Source organism: Streptomyces sp. NPDC001843 (genome assembly GCF_042891955.1).
Lineage (GTDB): Bacteria > Actinomycetota > Actinomycetes > Streptomycetales > Streptomycetaceae > Streptomyces.
On sequence record NZ_JBIATQ010000006.1, the window covers coordinates 126,645 to 141,720 of the forward strand.

Annotated in this window: 14 protein-coding genes; 5 read left to right on the forward strand and 9 right to left on the reverse strand. The window is 73.0% G+C overall.

The window, feature by feature from the left end; genetic code table 11:
* Window positions 1–110: 110 nt before the first annotated feature.
* A complete protein-coding gene (locus tag ACFYZQ_RS17120; protein WP_389147709.1) occupies window positions 111–1,067 on the forward strand; it encodes an NADP-dependent oxidoreductase in 957 nt (318 codons plus the stop codon).
* 65 nt (window positions 1,068–1,132) lie between these two features.
* On the opposite strand, the gene ACFYZQ_RS17125 is transcribed toward ACFYZQ_RS17120, so the two are convergent.
* From ACFYZQ_RS17125 to ACFYZQ_RS17140, 4 genes are read right to left on the reverse strand one after another with little or no spacing between them, the layout of a single operon-like run.
* A complete protein-coding gene (locus ACFYZQ_RS17125; RefSeq protein WP_389147712.1) occupies window positions 1,133–1,456 on the reverse strand; it encodes a DUF202 domain-containing protein in 324 nt (107 codons plus the stop codon).
* The gene (locus ACFYZQ_RS17130; protein WP_388794922.1) at window positions 1,444–1,836 is read right to left on the reverse strand and encodes a YidH family protein; all 393 of its coding nucleotides are present in this window, start codon (window positions 1,834–1,836) and stop codon (window positions 1,444–1,446) included. The genes ACFYZQ_RS17125 and ACFYZQ_RS17130 overlap by 13 nt, the downstream gene beginning before the upstream one ends.
* Window positions 1,837–1,857: 21 nt before the next feature.
* Window positions 1,858–2,370 carry an NUDIX hydrolase gene (locus tag ACFYZQ_RS17135; RefSeq protein WP_389147714.1) on the reverse strand — a complete coding sequence of 171 codons (513 nt, stop codon included), beginning with the start codon at window positions 2,368–2,370 and terminating at the stop codon, window positions 1,858–1,860.
* 45 nt (window positions 2,371–2,415) lie between these two features.
* On the reverse strand, window positions 2,416–3,309 hold the full coding sequence (locus tag ACFYZQ_RS17140) for a DMT family transporter (RefSeq protein ID WP_389147716.1): 894 nt from the start codon (window positions 3,307–3,309) through the stop codon (window positions 2,416–2,418).
* 511 nt (window positions 3,310–3,820) lie between these two features.
* On the opposite strand from ACFYZQ_RS17140, the gene ACFYZQ_RS17145 reads away from it, so the two are divergent.
* The 3 genes from ACFYZQ_RS17145 (at window position 3,821) to ACFYZQ_RS17155 (ending at window position 6,210) form a co-directional block, all read left to right on the forward strand.
* Window positions 3,821–4,789 carry a hypothetical protein gene (locus ACFYZQ_RS17145; RefSeq protein WP_389147719.1) on the forward strand — a complete coding sequence of 323 codons (969 nt, stop codon included), beginning with the start codon at window positions 3,821–3,823 and terminating at the stop codon, window positions 4,787–4,789.
* An 85-nt stretch (window positions 4,790–4,874) separates the two neighbouring features.
* Window positions 4,875–5,600 carry a molybdopterin-dependent oxidoreductase gene (locus tag ACFYZQ_RS17150; protein ID WP_389147722.1) on the forward strand — a complete coding sequence of 242 codons (726 nt, stop codon included), beginning with the start codon at window positions 4,875–4,877 and terminating at the stop codon, window positions 5,598–5,600.
* Window positions 5,584–6,210, forward strand: coding sequence for a cytochrome b/b6 domain-containing protein (locus ACFYZQ_RS17155; RefSeq protein ID WP_389147725.1), 627 nt, complete (start codon window positions 5,584–5,586; stop codon window positions 6,208–6,210). Before ACFYZQ_RS17150 ends, ACFYZQ_RS17155 begins: the two co-directional genes overlap by 17 nt.
* Window positions 6,211–6,261: 51 nt before the next feature.
* On the opposite strand, the gene ACFYZQ_RS17160 is transcribed toward ACFYZQ_RS17155, so the two are convergent.
* A complete protein-coding gene (locus ACFYZQ_RS17160; RefSeq protein ID WP_389147727.1) occupies window positions 6,262–7,659 on the reverse strand; it encodes a GntP family permease in 1,398 nt (465 codons plus the stop codon).
* Window positions 7,660–7,727: 68 nt separating this feature from the next.
* Entirely contained in the window at window positions 7,728–8,249 is a 522-nt protein-coding gene (locus tag ACFYZQ_RS17165) for a gluconokinase (RefSeq protein ID WP_389147730.1), read from the reverse strand.
* Between the two features lie 140 nt (window positions 8,250–8,389).
* Between ACFYZQ_RS17165 and ACFYZQ_RS17170 the strand changes: the two genes are divergently transcribed.
* Window positions 8,390–9,091 (forward strand): FadR/GntR family transcriptional regulator, encoded by a 702-nt coding sequence (locus tag ACFYZQ_RS17170; protein ID WP_389147733.1) that lies wholly within the window; start codon window positions 8,390–8,392, stop codon window positions 9,089–9,091.
* Window positions 9,092–9,096: 5 nt separating this feature from the next.
* Here ACFYZQ_RS17170 and ACFYZQ_RS17175 read toward each other — a convergent pair whose 3' ends face one another.
* The 3 genes from ACFYZQ_RS17175 to ACFYZQ_RS17185 all read right to left on the reverse strand — a co-directional run bounded on the left by ACFYZQ_RS17175 (window position 9,097) and on the right by ACFYZQ_RS17185 (window position 14,877).
* Complete coding sequence (locus ACFYZQ_RS17175; protein WP_389147735.1) at window positions 9,097–9,471, reverse strand: YchJ family protein; 375 nt, start codon at window positions 9,469–9,471, stop codon at window positions 9,097–9,099.
* A 13-nt stretch (window positions 9,472–9,484) separates the two neighbouring features.
* Window positions 9,485–10,828, reverse strand: coding sequence for a M1 family metallopeptidase (locus tag ACFYZQ_RS17180; protein WP_389147738.1), 1,344 nt, complete (start codon window positions 10,826–10,828; stop codon window positions 9,485–9,487).
* Between the two features lie 182 nt (window positions 10,829–11,010).
* A complete protein-coding gene (locus tag ACFYZQ_RS17185; protein ID WP_389147741.1) occupies window positions 11,011–14,877 on the reverse strand; it encodes a Pls/PosA family non-ribosomal peptide synthetase in 3,867 nt (1,288 codons plus the stop codon).
* Window positions 14,878–15,076: the final 199 nt, after the last annotated feature.

Genomic DNA, 15,076 nt, shown 5'->3' on the forward strand with positions numbered 1-15,076 from the left:
CCCACTTCCGGGGTACGGGGGGCGGTGACAACGCACAGGCTGCCACACGGAAACCCCATATCAGGTCGTTCCGCTTGCGTGGCACACGAGTACCCCGGAGGGTCTGTGACATGAAGGGCATCCACTACAGCCGCTACGGCGGACCCGAGGTACTCGAGTACGGCGAGGTGCGCGATCCCAAGGTCGGCCCCGACTCGGTGCTGGTGAAGGTGCGCGCGGCGGCCGTCAACCCGGTCGACTGGAAGTGCCGCGAGGGCTACCTGGACGCCCTCCTGGACACCGCCTTCCCCGTCGTCCCCGGCTGGGACGTCTCCGGCGTGGTCGTGCAGCCCGGGGCCGCGGTCACCGAGTTCTCCGTCGGCGACGAGGTCATCGGCTACGTCCGCGAGGACTTCCTCTCCCGGGGCACCTTCGCCGAGTACGTCGCCGCCCCCGTGCGCACCCTGGCCCGCAAGCCGCGCAACCTCACCTACGAGGAGGCGGCCGGCCTGCCGCTGGCCGGGCTCACCGCCTACCAGGTGATCGTCAAGGCGCTGGAGGTCAAGCGGGGCGAGACCGTCCTTGTGCACGCGGCCGCCGGCGGCGTCGGCTCGATCGCCGTCCAGCTCGCCACCCACTTCGGGGCCCGGGTCATCGGCACGGCGAGCGAGCGCAACCACGACTACGTGCGCGAACTGGGCGGCGAACCGGTGACGTACGGCGACGGCCTCACCGAGCGGGTACGGGCCCTCGCCCCGCAGGGCGTGGACGCGGTGTTCGACACCATCGGCGGCGACACCCTGAAGGCCTCCGCGAACCTGCTCGCCCCGGAGGGCCGCATGGCGTCGATCGCGGACCCGGACGTGGTGGGCTACGGCGGCCGCTACTGCTTCGTCCGCCCCGACGCGGAGGACCTGGGCCGTCTGTCCGAACTCGCCGAGCAGGGCGTGGTGTCGGTGCACGTGTCCGAGACCTTCCCGCTGGAGCGGGCGGCGGACGCGCACCGGCTGAACCAGGAAGGCAGGACCCGGGGCAAGATCGTGGTGACGGTCGACTGGTCCGAGGAACCGGAAGCCGGCCAGGGCTGAGCCGGGCCCTCCGTCCAGACCCGTCCGAAGACCCGTCCGGACAAGGACCTTCCGCCGGTCAGGCCCTAGACGACGAGTGCGACGGCGCACACCGCCGTCGCCACCGTGCACAGCGCCGCCGCCACGGCGTGGCGCGGGGCGAGCGCGACGGTCCGGGCGCCCGGGGTCGCGAGCGCGCGGATGCGGCGGTGCGCGACCAGCAGGAAGCCCACCCAGAGCGCGCCGCACAGGGCACAGGCCACGAGCCCGCCGGCCGTCGCTCCGCCGTGCAACGCGGCCCTCAGCGCCAGCACGGAGGCCACGGCGTACGACAGCGTGGTGCGCCGCCAGGCGAGCCGGGTCCGCTCCGGCTGCAGCCCGGGGTCCCGCCCGGCCGTCACCCCGCCCACCCGGCCAGCACGACCAGGACCATGGCGACGGCCACCACCGCGACGACCAGGCTCAGCACCGCGGGGAACCGGGAGGCCGGCAGGTCCTCGCCCCGGCGCATGGCCCGCTCGCAGCGCACCCAGTGGTTCACCGCCCGCAGCGAGCACAGCACCCCCGCACCCAGCAGCCCCAGAGCCAGCCCGACGCGCCAGCCCCAGCGCAGGTCGGGCAGGAACTGGTCCACCGCGAAGCCCCCGCCGATCAACGCCAGCGCCGTCCGCAGCCAGGCCAGGAAGGTGCGCTCGTTCGCCAGCGAGAACCGGTAGTCGGGGGTACTGCCCTCCTCCCGCACCTGCTCCGGCGCGAACCACAACCGGACGTTCCGTACGAACTCGATCACGCCGACGACCCTACCCGGGTGTCACCGGGCGGCCCGGAACGCCCTCAGCCGCTCGTACGCGGCCAGCCCGTCCGGCACCCACTCCCACTGACCGAGCCGCCGCTCCACCTCCGCCTCGGGCAGGAAGTCGTGCCAGGCCACCTCTTCCACCTGCGGCCGGACCGGAGTCTCGCAGCGGACCTCGTACACCGCCGACCACCAGCTCTGCCCGGCGCCGTCGTCGTAGAGGAACTTGAACAGGAACGACGGCCGGGGCAGCCCACTGACCCCCAGTTCCTCCTCCGCCTCCCGCCGCGCCGCGTCGTCGTAGGACTCGCCCGCCCCGACGACACCCCCGACGAACATGTCGTACAGGGACGGGAACACCAGCTTGGTCGGGGTCCGCCGGTGGACGAAGAGCCGGCCGTCGCGGTCCCGGGCCTGGACGAACACGCAGCGGTGGCGCAGCCCGCGCGCGTACGCCTCCCCGCGCGGGCACTGCCCGGTGACCCGGTCGTTCTCGTCGACGATGTCGAGGATCTCGTCAGCGCTCATGAACCCCATGAAAGCAGGGCGGCACCGATGGGCGGCCGGGCCGGGTCAGCGCCGCTGCAGATCCCGCGCCGGCTCCTGCTCCGCCGTGCCGCGCGGCATCGCCGGATGCAGCCCCAGCAGCAGGATCCCCACGACGATCGCCGCGAGCCCCGCCGCCTCCCAGGCCAGCGCCCCCGTGTCGGTGCGCAGCCGGTCGCCGAGGAAGCCCACCCCGCACAGGATCCCGGCCAGCGGCTGGGTCGCGGTGAGCGCGGGCAGCGACATGCGCAGCGGAGCGGTCTCGAAAGCGCTCTGCACCAGCAGCAGCCCGGTCACACCGAGCACCAGCACCCCGTACGGCTGCCAGCCGGTGAACAACTCGGCGAAGCCGCCCGAGGAGAAGCGCTCCCCGCTCACCCGGGTCAGCGCGTCCTGCACGCCGTACAGAAGCCCGGCCGCGCAAGCCAGCAGGACCGGGCCCCAGCTCAGTCGGGAGCGTTTGGCGTACGTCGTCAGCACGAGGGCGACACCGACCATGACGCCGATGATCAGCCAGTGCCGGAACGGGTCGGCGACCGCGGTCCCGCCGCGCGGCTGACCGGCGACGATGAACGCGGTGACGCCCCCCGCGAGCAGCCCGAGGCCCGCCCAGCCCTGGTGACCCAGCACCTGTCTGGTCCGGTGCCGGGACAGGGTGAGGGCGAACAGGAGGTTGGTGGCGAGCAGCGGCTCCACGAGGGAGATCTCACCCCGGCCCAGGGCGATCGCGCCGAGGACCATGCCCGCCACCATCAGCCCTATGCCGCCCAGCCAGGTCGGCACTCTCATCAGGTCGAGCAGCAGCCGGAACGACAGGAAGTCGCTGAGCGGTGCCTTCTGGGCGGCGTCCTGCTGGAGCACGAACCCGAAGCCCAGGCAACAGGCCGCGCTCACCGCGAGAATCAGAACCAGAACCGACACGCTGCGTACCTCGATCATCCGGCCGGGCCACGGAGTGCGTAGTCGCCGACTGTAGCGCTCCCGGGCCGACGTTGCCCTGGGAGTACCCGGAACCGGACAGTTGACTCGGTCCCGGTGGCCGGGCCGGAGTGGGGTGACGGCGGGACCGTACTGCCATGGTCCGTTGACCGGACCGGTGCCGCCATGGCGCACGCCACAGCGATGACCTGCGCCACGATGCCCGCTAGCGGTGTGCGGACCTCGAGCGGCTCACAACTGCCGCTTGAGAAACGCTTGTTGAAGCGAACAACACCTCGTCGTCGCTTGACGGAATCCACTGACTGAGGGTTTACTGTGAGTGATCGGCCGATGGCGGCCCGCATTTCGCCCGCCCGCGCCCCGCCCGTCCGCCGCAGAAGAGCCACGCCCCCGAGGAAGGCCCCCGCTGTCCCCGCTCCCGTCGTCCCCAGGCCGTGCCCGTACGCGCCGGGGCACCACCCACATCGCCGCCCTGCACCGCGGGCCCGCCGGCGTGCGACCCGGAGACAGGCAGGACACCGCACCGGACCGCGCATCGGTCCCGGTACCGGCCCTCGCCTTCGATCCCGCCCACGACGACACCGAACTGGTCGCCGCCCGCGCCGCCCTGGCGCAGGGCCGCCGCCAGGCCGCCCGCGCGCTGCTGCTGCGCACCGGGGACGACTGGGACCGCCGGGGGCACCGGCTCACCGTCCTCGCCGAGGACGCCTACGGCGCCGCCTGGGCCCGCGACTGGCTGATCGCCGAACCCCGGTCCGCCGACGCCGCCACGCTGCTCGCCCTGGCCCTCGTCCAACGCGCCCTGCGCGGCAGGGCGTCGTCCGGCCAGGCCCGTGCGGCCTGCCGTGACGCGGCGGCCCTGGCTCCCGCCGACCCCACACCGTGGCTCGGCCTGCTCTCACTGGAGCGGGCCACCGGGAGCGACGCGGCGGTGGCCCGGGTCTTCGACGAGGTGCGCGACCGGCACCCCGAGCACCACCACGCCCACCACCTGATGCTCGCCCGGCTCGCCGAGCGCGGCACCGACCGCGGCCCCGACCCGCTGCACGACGTACCCGAGGTGTACGACTTCGCCGACCGGGCCGCCGCCCTGGCACCCGCCGACTCCCCGCTCGCCCTCCTGCCCGTCGTCGCCCGCGCCGAGCGCTACCGCGTACTGGCCGCGGCCGCCCGGCAGTCCGCCGACCCGGCCGCCGGCGACCACTGGACGGGTGGCGCGGCCCGGCGGGCGACGCGGGCCGCGTTCGACTGGTGGCTGGAGTGGGAGCACGACGACCACCCCCGCCGGCACATCGACCTGAACTTCCTCGCCCACGCCATGGCCTGCCAGAACCGCACCGCCGAAGCCGCGGCCCTGTTCCGGCGGATCGGCCGGCACGCCACCCGCGCGCCCTGGTGCTACCCGGACCGTGACCCGGACACCGCGTTCCGCGCGGCCCGAACCCGGGTGCTCGGCCTATGAGAGCTGCGTGAGAAGTGATTACGGAACCCTGACGGGAATCCGCGATCACTGGCCCCGCGAGCGCCGACAGTGCTCGAATGAGTATGTGAACCCCGAACAACCCGAGGACCCGGGCCGCCCCGTCGGCCGCCGTGTCTTCCTCGGCACCCTGGGCCTGGGCGCCCTCGGCGTGCTCGCCGCCCCCACCCTGCAGCGCGGCATGGAGTCCCTGCTCGGCACGGTGTCCGGCAAGGACCCGACGGGCCTGACCGGACTCCTGCCGAACGGCGGTGGATTCCGCTACTACTCGGTGACCGCCTCCGTCCCGCACAAGGGCCCCGCCGACTACCGGCTCAAGGTCGACGGTCTCGTCGACCACCCCGGCACCTACACCTTGGCCGACCTGCGCGCCCTGCCGCAGACCCGGCTGGTCAAGGACGTGCAGTGTGTCACCGGCTGGCGTGTCCCGGGCACCCCCTTCGAGGGCGTCCGCCTCGCCCACCTGCTGGAGGCCGCGGGCGTGCGCGAGGGCGCGAAGGCGATCCGGTTCACCTGCTTCGACGGCGCGTACACCGAGAGCCTCACCCTGGCCCAGGCCCGCCGCCCCGACGTCCTGGTCGCCCTGCGCATGCAGGACAAGGACATCGGCCACGACCACGGCGGCCCCGTCCGTCTGTATGTGGCGCCCATGTACTTCTACAAGTCCGCCAAATGGCTCTCCGGCATCACCGTCACCGACCGCGTCGAGCCGGGTTACTGGGAGAAACTGGGCTATGACGTCGACGCCTGGGTGGGCCGCTCGAACGGACGGACCGATGAGCCTACGAGCTGAGACCCCCGCCCCGCCGAGCGCGCGGCTCCACCGCTTCGGCCGGGCCGAGCGCTGGGTGCACCGGGCGACGGCCGCGCTGATGGGCGTGTGCGTCCTCACCGCGGCCTGCCTCTACATCCCCCAGTTCGCCGTCCTCGTCGGCCGCCGCGAGCTGGTCGTCCGCATCCACGAGTGGGCCGGGCTCACCCTGCCCGCACCGGTCCTGCTCGGCTTGGCCTCCCGCGCCTTCCGCGCCGACCTCGGCTTCCTCAACCGCTTCGGCCCGCACGACCGGGTCTGGCTGCGCGCGGCCCTGCGCCGCGACCGGCGGCCCGAGGCCCGACCGGCGGGCAAGTTCAACGCCGGGCAGAAGATCTACGCCGCCTGGATCGCCGGGGCGACGCTGGTGATGCTCGGCACGGGCCTGATGATGTGGTTCACCCACCTCGCCCCGCTGGTGTGGCGCACCAGCGCCACCTTCGTGCACGACTGGCTGGCCCTGACCATCGGCATCGTCCTCGGCGGCCACATCGGGATGGCGCTGGGCGATCCCGAGGCCCGCCGGGGACTGCGCACGGGAACGGTGAGCCGTCAGTGGGCGGAGCGCGAGCATCCGCTCTGGCGCCCCTGACCCACCCGTACCGAGGACCGGCGCGAGGCCTCCCGGATCACGCGGCTCTCGCTAGATCACGAGGGACAACAGCAGGACCAGCCCGCCGGCGACCACGGAGATGATCGTCTCCATGACCGACCAGGTCTTGACCGTCTGGCCGACGCTGAGCCCGAAGTACTCCTTGACCAGCCAGAACCCGGCGTCGTTGACATGGCTGAAGAACAGCGAGCCGGCGCCGATGGCGAGGACGAGCAGGGCGGTGTGCGTGGTCGACATGTCGGCCGCCAGTGGAGCGACCAGGCCGGCCGCCGAGACCGTCGCCACCGTCGCCGAGCCGGTCGCCAGCCGGATCGCCACCGCGATCAGCCAGGCCAGGAGCAGCGCCGGGACCGACCAGTCCTTGGATATGTCCAGGATCATCTGGCCCACGCCGCAGTCGATCAGCGTCTGCTTGAAGCCACCGCCCGCGCCGACGATCAGCAGGATGCCGGCGATGGGCATCAGACTCCTGTCGACCGTCTGCGATATCCGCTCCTTGGTGAACCCGGCCGGCCGGCCGAGGGTGAACATGCCGACGATGACGGCCGCGAGCAGGGCGATCAGCGGGGAGCCGACGACGTCGAAGACCCGCTGCGTGGTGTTCGCCGGATCGTCCACGACGAGGTCGACCAGCGCCTTGAGGAGCATGAGGACGACCGGCAGGAGCACGGTGGCCAGCGTCGGGCCGAAGCCGGGGCGGCGCTCGAGTTCCTCGGACGCGCGCGGCGGGAGCATCCGGTCCGGGACCGGCACGTCCACCCAGCGGGCCGCGACCTTCGAGAACACCGGGCCGGCGATGATCACCGTGGGCACGGCGACGAGGATGCCCAGCGCCAGCGTCACCCCCAGGTTGGCCTTCACCGCGTCGATCGCGACCAGCGGTCCGGGGTGCGGCGGCACCAGCCCGTGCATCACGGACAGGCCGGCCAGGGCCGGAATGCCGATCCGCATCAGCGAGTAGTTGCCGCGCTTGGCGACCATCAGCACCACCGGGATCAGCAGCACGATGCCGACCTCGAAGAACAGCGGCAGACCGATGACGGAGGCGATCAGCACCATCGCCCACGGCATCGCCCGGCCCCCGGCCCTGGCGAGGATCGTGTCGACGACCTGGTCCGCGCCGCCGGAGTCGGCGAGCAGTTTGCCGAGGATCGCGCCGAGGGCGATCAGCACCCCGACGCCGGCCACCGTGGTGCCCAGACCGGTGGTGAAACTGGCGATGGCCTTGTCCAGCGGAGCGCCGGCGACCGCCCCGAGCGCCAGTGACCCGATGGTCAGCGCCAGGAAGGCATGGAGCTTGAACTGGGTGATGAGCAGGACGATGACGGCGATGCCCACCAGGACGGCGATTCCGAGCTGGGCGTGGCCGGCCGAGGTGATCGGCGCGGGCGCGTCCGCTGCCAGCATCTCGACGCTGAGTCTGGTCACGGGGGTCCTATGCGGTTACGGGGGATGGGAAGGGTGTGCGTGGGGGGTTGCCGGGCGGCCGGATCGGGTTACCGGGCGGCAGGGCCGGGGAGCTCCTCGAGCGCCCTCACGGCCCGATCGGTGATGGCCTCCGGACTGCCGGTGACGTCGACGACGACGCCCGCCTCGTCCGCCTGGAGCGGTTCGAGGGTGGCGAACTGGGAGTCGAGCAGCGCGGTGGGCATGAAGTGGCCCTGACGGTGCGCCATCCGGTCCTCGATCAGCGACCGGTCGCCCGCCAGGTGCACGAACACCAGGCCGGGAGCGGCGGCCCTGAGCCGGTCGCGGTACGACCGCTTCAGCGCCGAGCAGCTGACCACCCCGCCGAGCCCGGCCCGCCCGTCGGCCCAGGCGCCTATGGCGTCGAGCCACGGCCACCTGTCGGCGTCGTCGAGCGGGGTGCCGGCCGCCATCTTGGCGATGTTGGCCGCCGGGTGGAAGTCGTCGCCCTCGGCGTAGGGAACGCCGAGCCGGGCGGCGAGCAGCGGACCGATCGTGGTCTTGCCCGTGCCGGCGACGCCCATCACCACGACGACGTGGGGGGTGCGCATCTCTGCCTCGCTGTCCTCATCGACATCTGACGCCAACGGCGCCGACCGACACTGAAACCGATTAGGTACGACGAATTCAAGAGCCTGTGACAAATAAGTCTGACTTTTTGGCTGCGTGATCCACCACGTACGCTGAGTGCATGAGCACACCGGGCCGGGGGCTGCACGGCCGCGTACTGGACACCCTCGGCCCCGCCATCACCGCGGGCGAGTACCCGCCGGGCAGCGTCCTGCGCACGGACGAGCTGGCGCAGCGCTTCGACGTGTCACGCTCCGTGATGCGCGAGGCGGTGCGGGTGCTGGAGTCCATGCACCTGGTCGAGTCCCGGCGCCGGGTGGGCGTGACAGTGCGCCCCAAGTACGAGTGGAACGTCTACGACCCGCAGGTCATCCGCTGGCGCCTGGCGGGCGCCGACCGCCCCCACCAACTGCGCTCACTGACCGTCCTGCGCTCCGCGGTCGAACCGGTGGCGGCCGGCCTCGCCGCGCGGCACGCCACGGCCGAGCAGTGCGCCGAGCTCACCGAGTGCGCCCTCGGCATGGTCGCCAACTCCCGCGGGCAGCGGCTGGAGGGCTACCTGGTCCACGACGTCGCCTTCCACCGGGTGATCCTCACCGCCTCCGGCAACGAGATGTTCGCCCGCCTCGGTGACGTCGTCGCCGAGGTCCTCACCGGCCGCACCCACCACGAGGTCATGTTCGAGGACCCCGACCCGGCCGCCGTCACCCTCCACGTACAGCTCGCCGAGGCGGTCCGCGCCGGCGACGCGACCCGCGCCGAGCAACTGACCAGGGAGATCACCGCGGGCGCCCTGCAGGAACTGGACATCCTGGCGCCCTGACGGCCCTACTCGCCGGGAAACTCCCCGTCGACATACACCCACGCCCCGTCCACCCGCTCGAACCGGCTCCGCTCCAGCAGGGAACCGCCCCGGTAGGACGCCCGGAAGGTCACCGTCCCGGTGGAGTGGAAGGCCGACCCGTCACCGGTGCCGAGCACCTCCAGCCCGGTCCACCTCGTCCCCGGGTCGAGCTCCAGCCGCGCGGGCCGCGTCCGCGGATGCCAGGTACGCAGCAGATAGCCCGCGTCACCCCGCACGAACGCGCTGTACCGCGACCGCATCAACGCCTCCGCGGTCGGCGCGGCGGCACCGGAATGGAATCGGCCACAGCACTTGTCGTACGGCTCGGACAGCCCGCACGGGCAGGAACGCGAGGTCATGGACGCCATTGTCCTAGACCGCCCGCCGCGCCTCGCCCAGGGGCAGCGGCGGCAGCCGTGTCTCGTGCAGCCACGCGGTGAACAGGTCGTGCAGCGACTCCTCCGCGAAGCGCGCGGCGTGCGCGGTGAAGGCCGCCGTCGACGCGGCACCGCCCCGGTGCAGCCGCGTCCACTCGCGCAGCATCCGGAAGAACGCCTCGTCGCCCAGCGCGCAGCGCACCGCGTGCACGGCGAGACCGCCGCGCTCGTAGAGCCGGTCGTCGAACATCAGCTTGCGGCCCGGGTCGGACAGCCGCAGGTCCTGCGGCAGCGACGACAGCAACCGGTGTGCGGACGCGGCGTGGTGCTGCGCGCTGCGGCCCCCCGAGCGCTCCGACCACAGCCACTCCGCGTACTTGGCGAAGCCCTCGTTCAGCCAGATGTGCCGCCAGTCGGCGATGGACACGCTGTTGCCGAACCACTGGTGCGCCAGCTCGTGCGCGACCAGCCGCTCCGAACCCCGCGCCCCGTCCACGTGGTTGGCACCGAACAGCGACAACCCCTGGGCCTCCACGGGCACATCGAGCTCCTCCTCCGTGACCACCACGGCGTACTCGTCGAAGGGGTACGGCCCGAACAGCTCCTGGAACAGCTCCATCATCGCCGGCTGACGGGCGAAGTCCCGGGAGAACCTGGGCAGCAGATGCGCCGGTATGTGCCCGTGCTGCGGCACGCCACCCGGACCCGGGTCGCCGAGCAGCACCGTCTGGTACTTGCCGATCGCCAGCCCGACCAGATAGCTGGACGTCGGCGCGGACTGCTCGTACACCCACGTGGTCGTCGAGGCCTTCGCCGTGCGGGTCAGCAGCCGCCCGCCCGCCACCACCGCGTACGCCGACGGCGTGGTGACGGAGATCTGGTATGACGCCTTGTCGGCGGGCCGGTCGTTGCACGGGTACCAGGACGGCGCCCCCACCGGCTGGCTCGCCACCAGCGCCCCGTCCTCCAGCTCCTCCCAGCCGATCCCGCCGAACGGGCTGGTGACCGGCTTGGGATTGCCCGACCACTGCACCTCGACCGTGAACGCCGCCCCGGCACGGACCGGCTTCGCGGGACGCACGCGCAGCCTGCCGCCACGGTGCGTGTAGTGCGGCTGGCGGCCGTCCACCCGGACCCGGCCCACCCGGAAGTCGGCCAGGTTCAGCTGGAACTCGGTGAGCGCTGAACGGCCCGCTATCGCGTTGATGCGCGCAGTGCCCGACAGCCGGTTCGGGACCGGGCGGTAGTCCAGCGCCAGTTCGTAGCGGTGCACCCGGTACCGGGGGTCACCGTTGTCCGGGAAGTACGGGTCCTGCCCCGCCGACTGCTGCACTGCCACCGCTGTGTCCGCTCCCTGCGCCGCGCTGCCACTCCGTGCCGGAACATCGCTCGTAACACTGTTCGCCTCCGGGGCGCCGAAGCCGGCGTCGGGAGGGCGATCGTGCTCGACCCTTCGGGCCTCCGCGCGCTCACCCTCCCGACGCCGACGCGCCCCTTCGGCGGGCTACGAGTGGCCCGCGTTCACGGACGCCATGCCTCGATCGGGTTGCCCAGCCAGCGGGTGCCGTCCGGAACGGACTCCGCGGCCATGACGAGCGACGCGGGGCCCAGCGTCGTCCGGGCCCCGATCGTGCTGCCGGGCAGCACGATCCCGCCAGGGCCCAGCGTCGCGCCCTCACGGAGGACCACAGTATCCGTCCGCAAGATCCGGTCGTGGAAGAGGTGCGTCTGGAGCACACAGCCACGGTTCACGGTGGCCCCGTCCTCCAGGGTCACCAGGTCGGTCTCGGGCAGCCAGTAGCTCTCCACCCACACGCCCCGCCCGATCCGCGCGCCCAGCCCGCGCAGCCACGCGGTCATCAGCGGCGTACCCGGCACCGAACCCGCCAGCCACGGCACGGCCAGCACCTCCACGAAGGTGTCCGCCAGCTCGTTGCGCCACACGAAGCCGCTCCACAGCGGGTGCTCCCCGCTGCGGTGCCGGCCCACCAGCAGCCACTTCGCGACGACCGACACGAGCCCGGCCGCCGCACCCGCGGCGAGCAGCACCAGCCCGGAGAGCAGCGGGGCACAGGCGCCGAGCAGGCACAGCGCCGCCACCGTGAGCACGGCCAGCGCCGCCGAGCACAGCACCGGCACGATCCGACAGGCCTCCACCAGACCACGCGCCCACAGCAGCCGGGCCGGCGGATCGTAGGTACGGCTCTGGTCGCCGTCGCCGACACTGCGCGGCAGCTTCACCGGCGGCAGCCCCAGGTAGGAACTGCCCTTCTTGGCCTTCTTCGGGGTCGCCGACAACACCCCGACCAGTCCGCCGTCCGGCACGGACCGGCCCGGCGCGGTCATCCCGGAGTTCCCGAGGAATGCCCGCCGCCCGATCTCCGCGCGCCCGATCCGCAGCCAGCCGCCGCCCAGCTCGTACGGCGCGGTCAGCGTGTCGTCCGCCAGGAAGGCGCCCTCGCCGACCGTGGTCAGACTGGGCAGCGCCAGCACCGTCGACACCTCGGCGCCCCGCCCGATCCGCATCCCGAGCAGCCGCAGCCACATCGGCGTGACCAGCCCGGCGTACAGCGGGAACAGCGTCTCCCGGGACCGGTCCATCAGTTGCGTGACGGTCCAGGCCTGCCAGCCGACCCGGCCGTGCGTCGCATACGTGCCCTCGGCCAGGCCCAGGCTCAGCAGCCGTACGGCGACCAGCACCAGCAGCGCGTACACCAGCCCGAAGGCCAGCGTGGCCGGAACGAGCGCGAGCGCCGCACCCCGCAAGGCCGCACCGAGGCCGGCACCGGGCGCCACGAACAACCCGGCCACGGCGAGCGCCGCGACACCCGCGACCACCGGCAACAGGGTCAGGCCGGCACCGGAGACGCCGTACATGAACCGCCAGAACGTCCCGCGCCGCGGCCGGTCCTTCGGCCAGTTCCGCTTGGCCCTGCCCAGCTTGACCGCGGGTGCGCCGGCCCACCGCTGCCCGGTCGGGACCTGCCGGGCGACCGCCGAACCCGGCGCCACCTCGGCCCGCTTGCCGACCCGGGCACCCGGGAAGAGCATGCTGCGGGTGCCGACGACGGCGTGCGCGCCCACCTTGACCGGGCCGATCTCCAGGCGGTCGCCGTCCAGCCAGTACCCGGACAGGTCGACCTCGGACTCGACGGCCGCGCCCCGGCCCAGCTTGAGCATGCCGGTGACCGGCGGCAGCGAGTGCAGGTCCACGTCCTGCCCGACCTTGGCGCCCAGCGCCCGCGCGTACCGCTGCAGCCACGACCCGGTCAGCGAGGTCGCCCCGCTGAACTCGGCCAGCCGCTCGGCGGTCCACAGCCGCAGGTGCACACCGCCCCCGCGCGCGTACCGGCCGGGCCGCACACCGCGCAGCAGCAGCCGCGCCCCGCCCGCGGCGATCGCCAGCCGGCCCGGCGGGCTGAACAGCACGACGGCGCCGGCCGCGACCAGCCACCAAGGGGCGGTCGGCAGCCAGGGGTACCCGGGCAGCAGGTTCCCCAGCGCGGCCAGCGCCACCGACCAGCGCAGACCCAGCAGCGTGAACAGCGGCACGAGCATCAGCAGTTGCATCACCATGGCCCGCGCCGGCACCGGCGCGATGGTGCGCCGGGCGCCGTCGTCCTGAGCCGACTTCTCCAGGCGGCGGGCCAGCTTGCGCAGGGTGGGCTGCTGGTAGATGTCGAGGACGGCCGCGCTCGGGTAACGGGTGCGCAGCCGGGTGGTGAGCTGGGCGGCGGCCAGGCTGCTGCCGCCGATCGCGAAGAAGTCGTCGGAGGCACTGGTCACCGGGATGCCGAGGACCTCCGTCCACTGCTCGGCGAGCCAGGCCTCGGTGCCGTAGAGCTGCTCGGCCGGACCACCGGTCTCCAGCCCGTCCAACGGCCAGGGGAGTGCGTTCCGGTCGACCTTGCCGCTCGTGCGGGTCGGCAGATCGCCGACGGGGGCGAGCAACGGCACCAGCGCGGCGGGCAGCTCGGCGCGCAGCCGCTCGACGGCCGCCGCCTGGTCCCAGCCCTCCTGGGTGACGATGTAGCCGACGAGAAGCTGGTTGCCGCTGCGGGCGGTGCGCACGGCGGCGGCGGCCCCCGCCACGCCGGGCAGCGCCTGCAGCGCGGCATCCACCTCGCCGAGTTCGATGCGCCGCCCGCCGAGCTTGATCTGCTCGTCGGCCCGCCCGAGGAACACCAGCCCCTCGGGATCGGCCTTGACCAGGTCACCACTGCGGTACGCCCGCTCCCAGCCCAGCGACCGGAGCGGCGCGTACTTCTCGGCGTCCTTCTCCGCGTCGAGATACCGGGCGAGCCCGACACCGCCGATCACCAGCTGGCCGCTGCCGCCCATCGGCACCGGCTCCCCGGCCTCGTCGACGACGGCCAGCTCCCAGCCGTTCAGCGGCAGCCCGATCCGGACCGGCTCCTCGCCCGACATCAGCGAGGCGCAGGCGACGACGGTCGCCTCGGTGGGCCCGTACGTGTTCCAGACCTCGCGCCCCTCGGTCACGAGCCGCTGCACCAGCTCGGGCGGGCAGGCCTCACCGCCGAAGATCAGCAGGCGTACGTCGCTCAGCGCCTCCGGCTCCCACAGGGCCGCCAGTGTCGGCACCGTGGAGACGACGGTGACCTCCTGCTCGACCAGCCAGGGCCCGAGGTCGGCGCCGCTGCGGACCTGTGACCGGGGCACCGGGACCAGACAGGCCCCGTACCGCCACGCCAGCCACATCTCCTCGCACGACGCGTCGAACGCCACGGACAGTCCCGCCATCACCCGGTCGCCCGGCCCTACGGGGTCGTCGGTGAGGAAGAGCGCGGCCTCGGCGTCCACGAACGCGGCGGCGCTGCGGTGGGTGACGGCGACGCCCTTGGGCTTTCCGGTGGAGCCGGAGGTGAAGATGATCCACGCGTCGTGCTCCAGGCCCGGCCGGGCGGCCGGGACGTCGCTGCGGCCGGTGACGGTCAGCTCGTGCCCGGCCCCGACGACGGCCCGCACCCCGGCCTCGCCGAACACCAGCTCCGCCCGCTCGTCCGGGTCCTCGGCGTCCACGGGAACGTAGGCAGCACCGGCGGCGAGCACGGCGAGGATCGCGACGTACAGGTCGTTGGTCCCGGACGGGACGCGAACACCCACCCGGTCACCGAGGCCGACCCCGGCGGCGGCGAGCCGGCGCCGCAGCCGTTCCACCTCGGTGGCCAGCGCACGGTAGGTGAGCCGGGTGGCGCCGTCGTCCAGGGCGAGTTCGTCCGGGTACGAGCGCACGGATGCGTCGAAGACGTCCACGAGCGTGCGCGGGGAAGCCGCCTGTCCACCGGAGAAACGTGCCTTGTCACCGAACCGCTCGCGGATCTCTTCGTCGAGCAGGCCGAGAGCATCGCTCCCGTGTATCGCTGCCATCGGGTCCTCGCGTCTCGATCCCGGAAGCCTCCGGGGCGCTGGCGGGCCCGCAGGTCTGCCTGGGGTTGTCCGGGTCCAGCTCCGTAACAAGCCGGAAATATTAGTACGACGCTACGATTCCGGCCTGTTCGTGGCCACTCGGACGGGCCGTTCGAGGGAGGGGTGAGGGTCGGTCAGAAGCCGGTGACCTCGCGGTCTT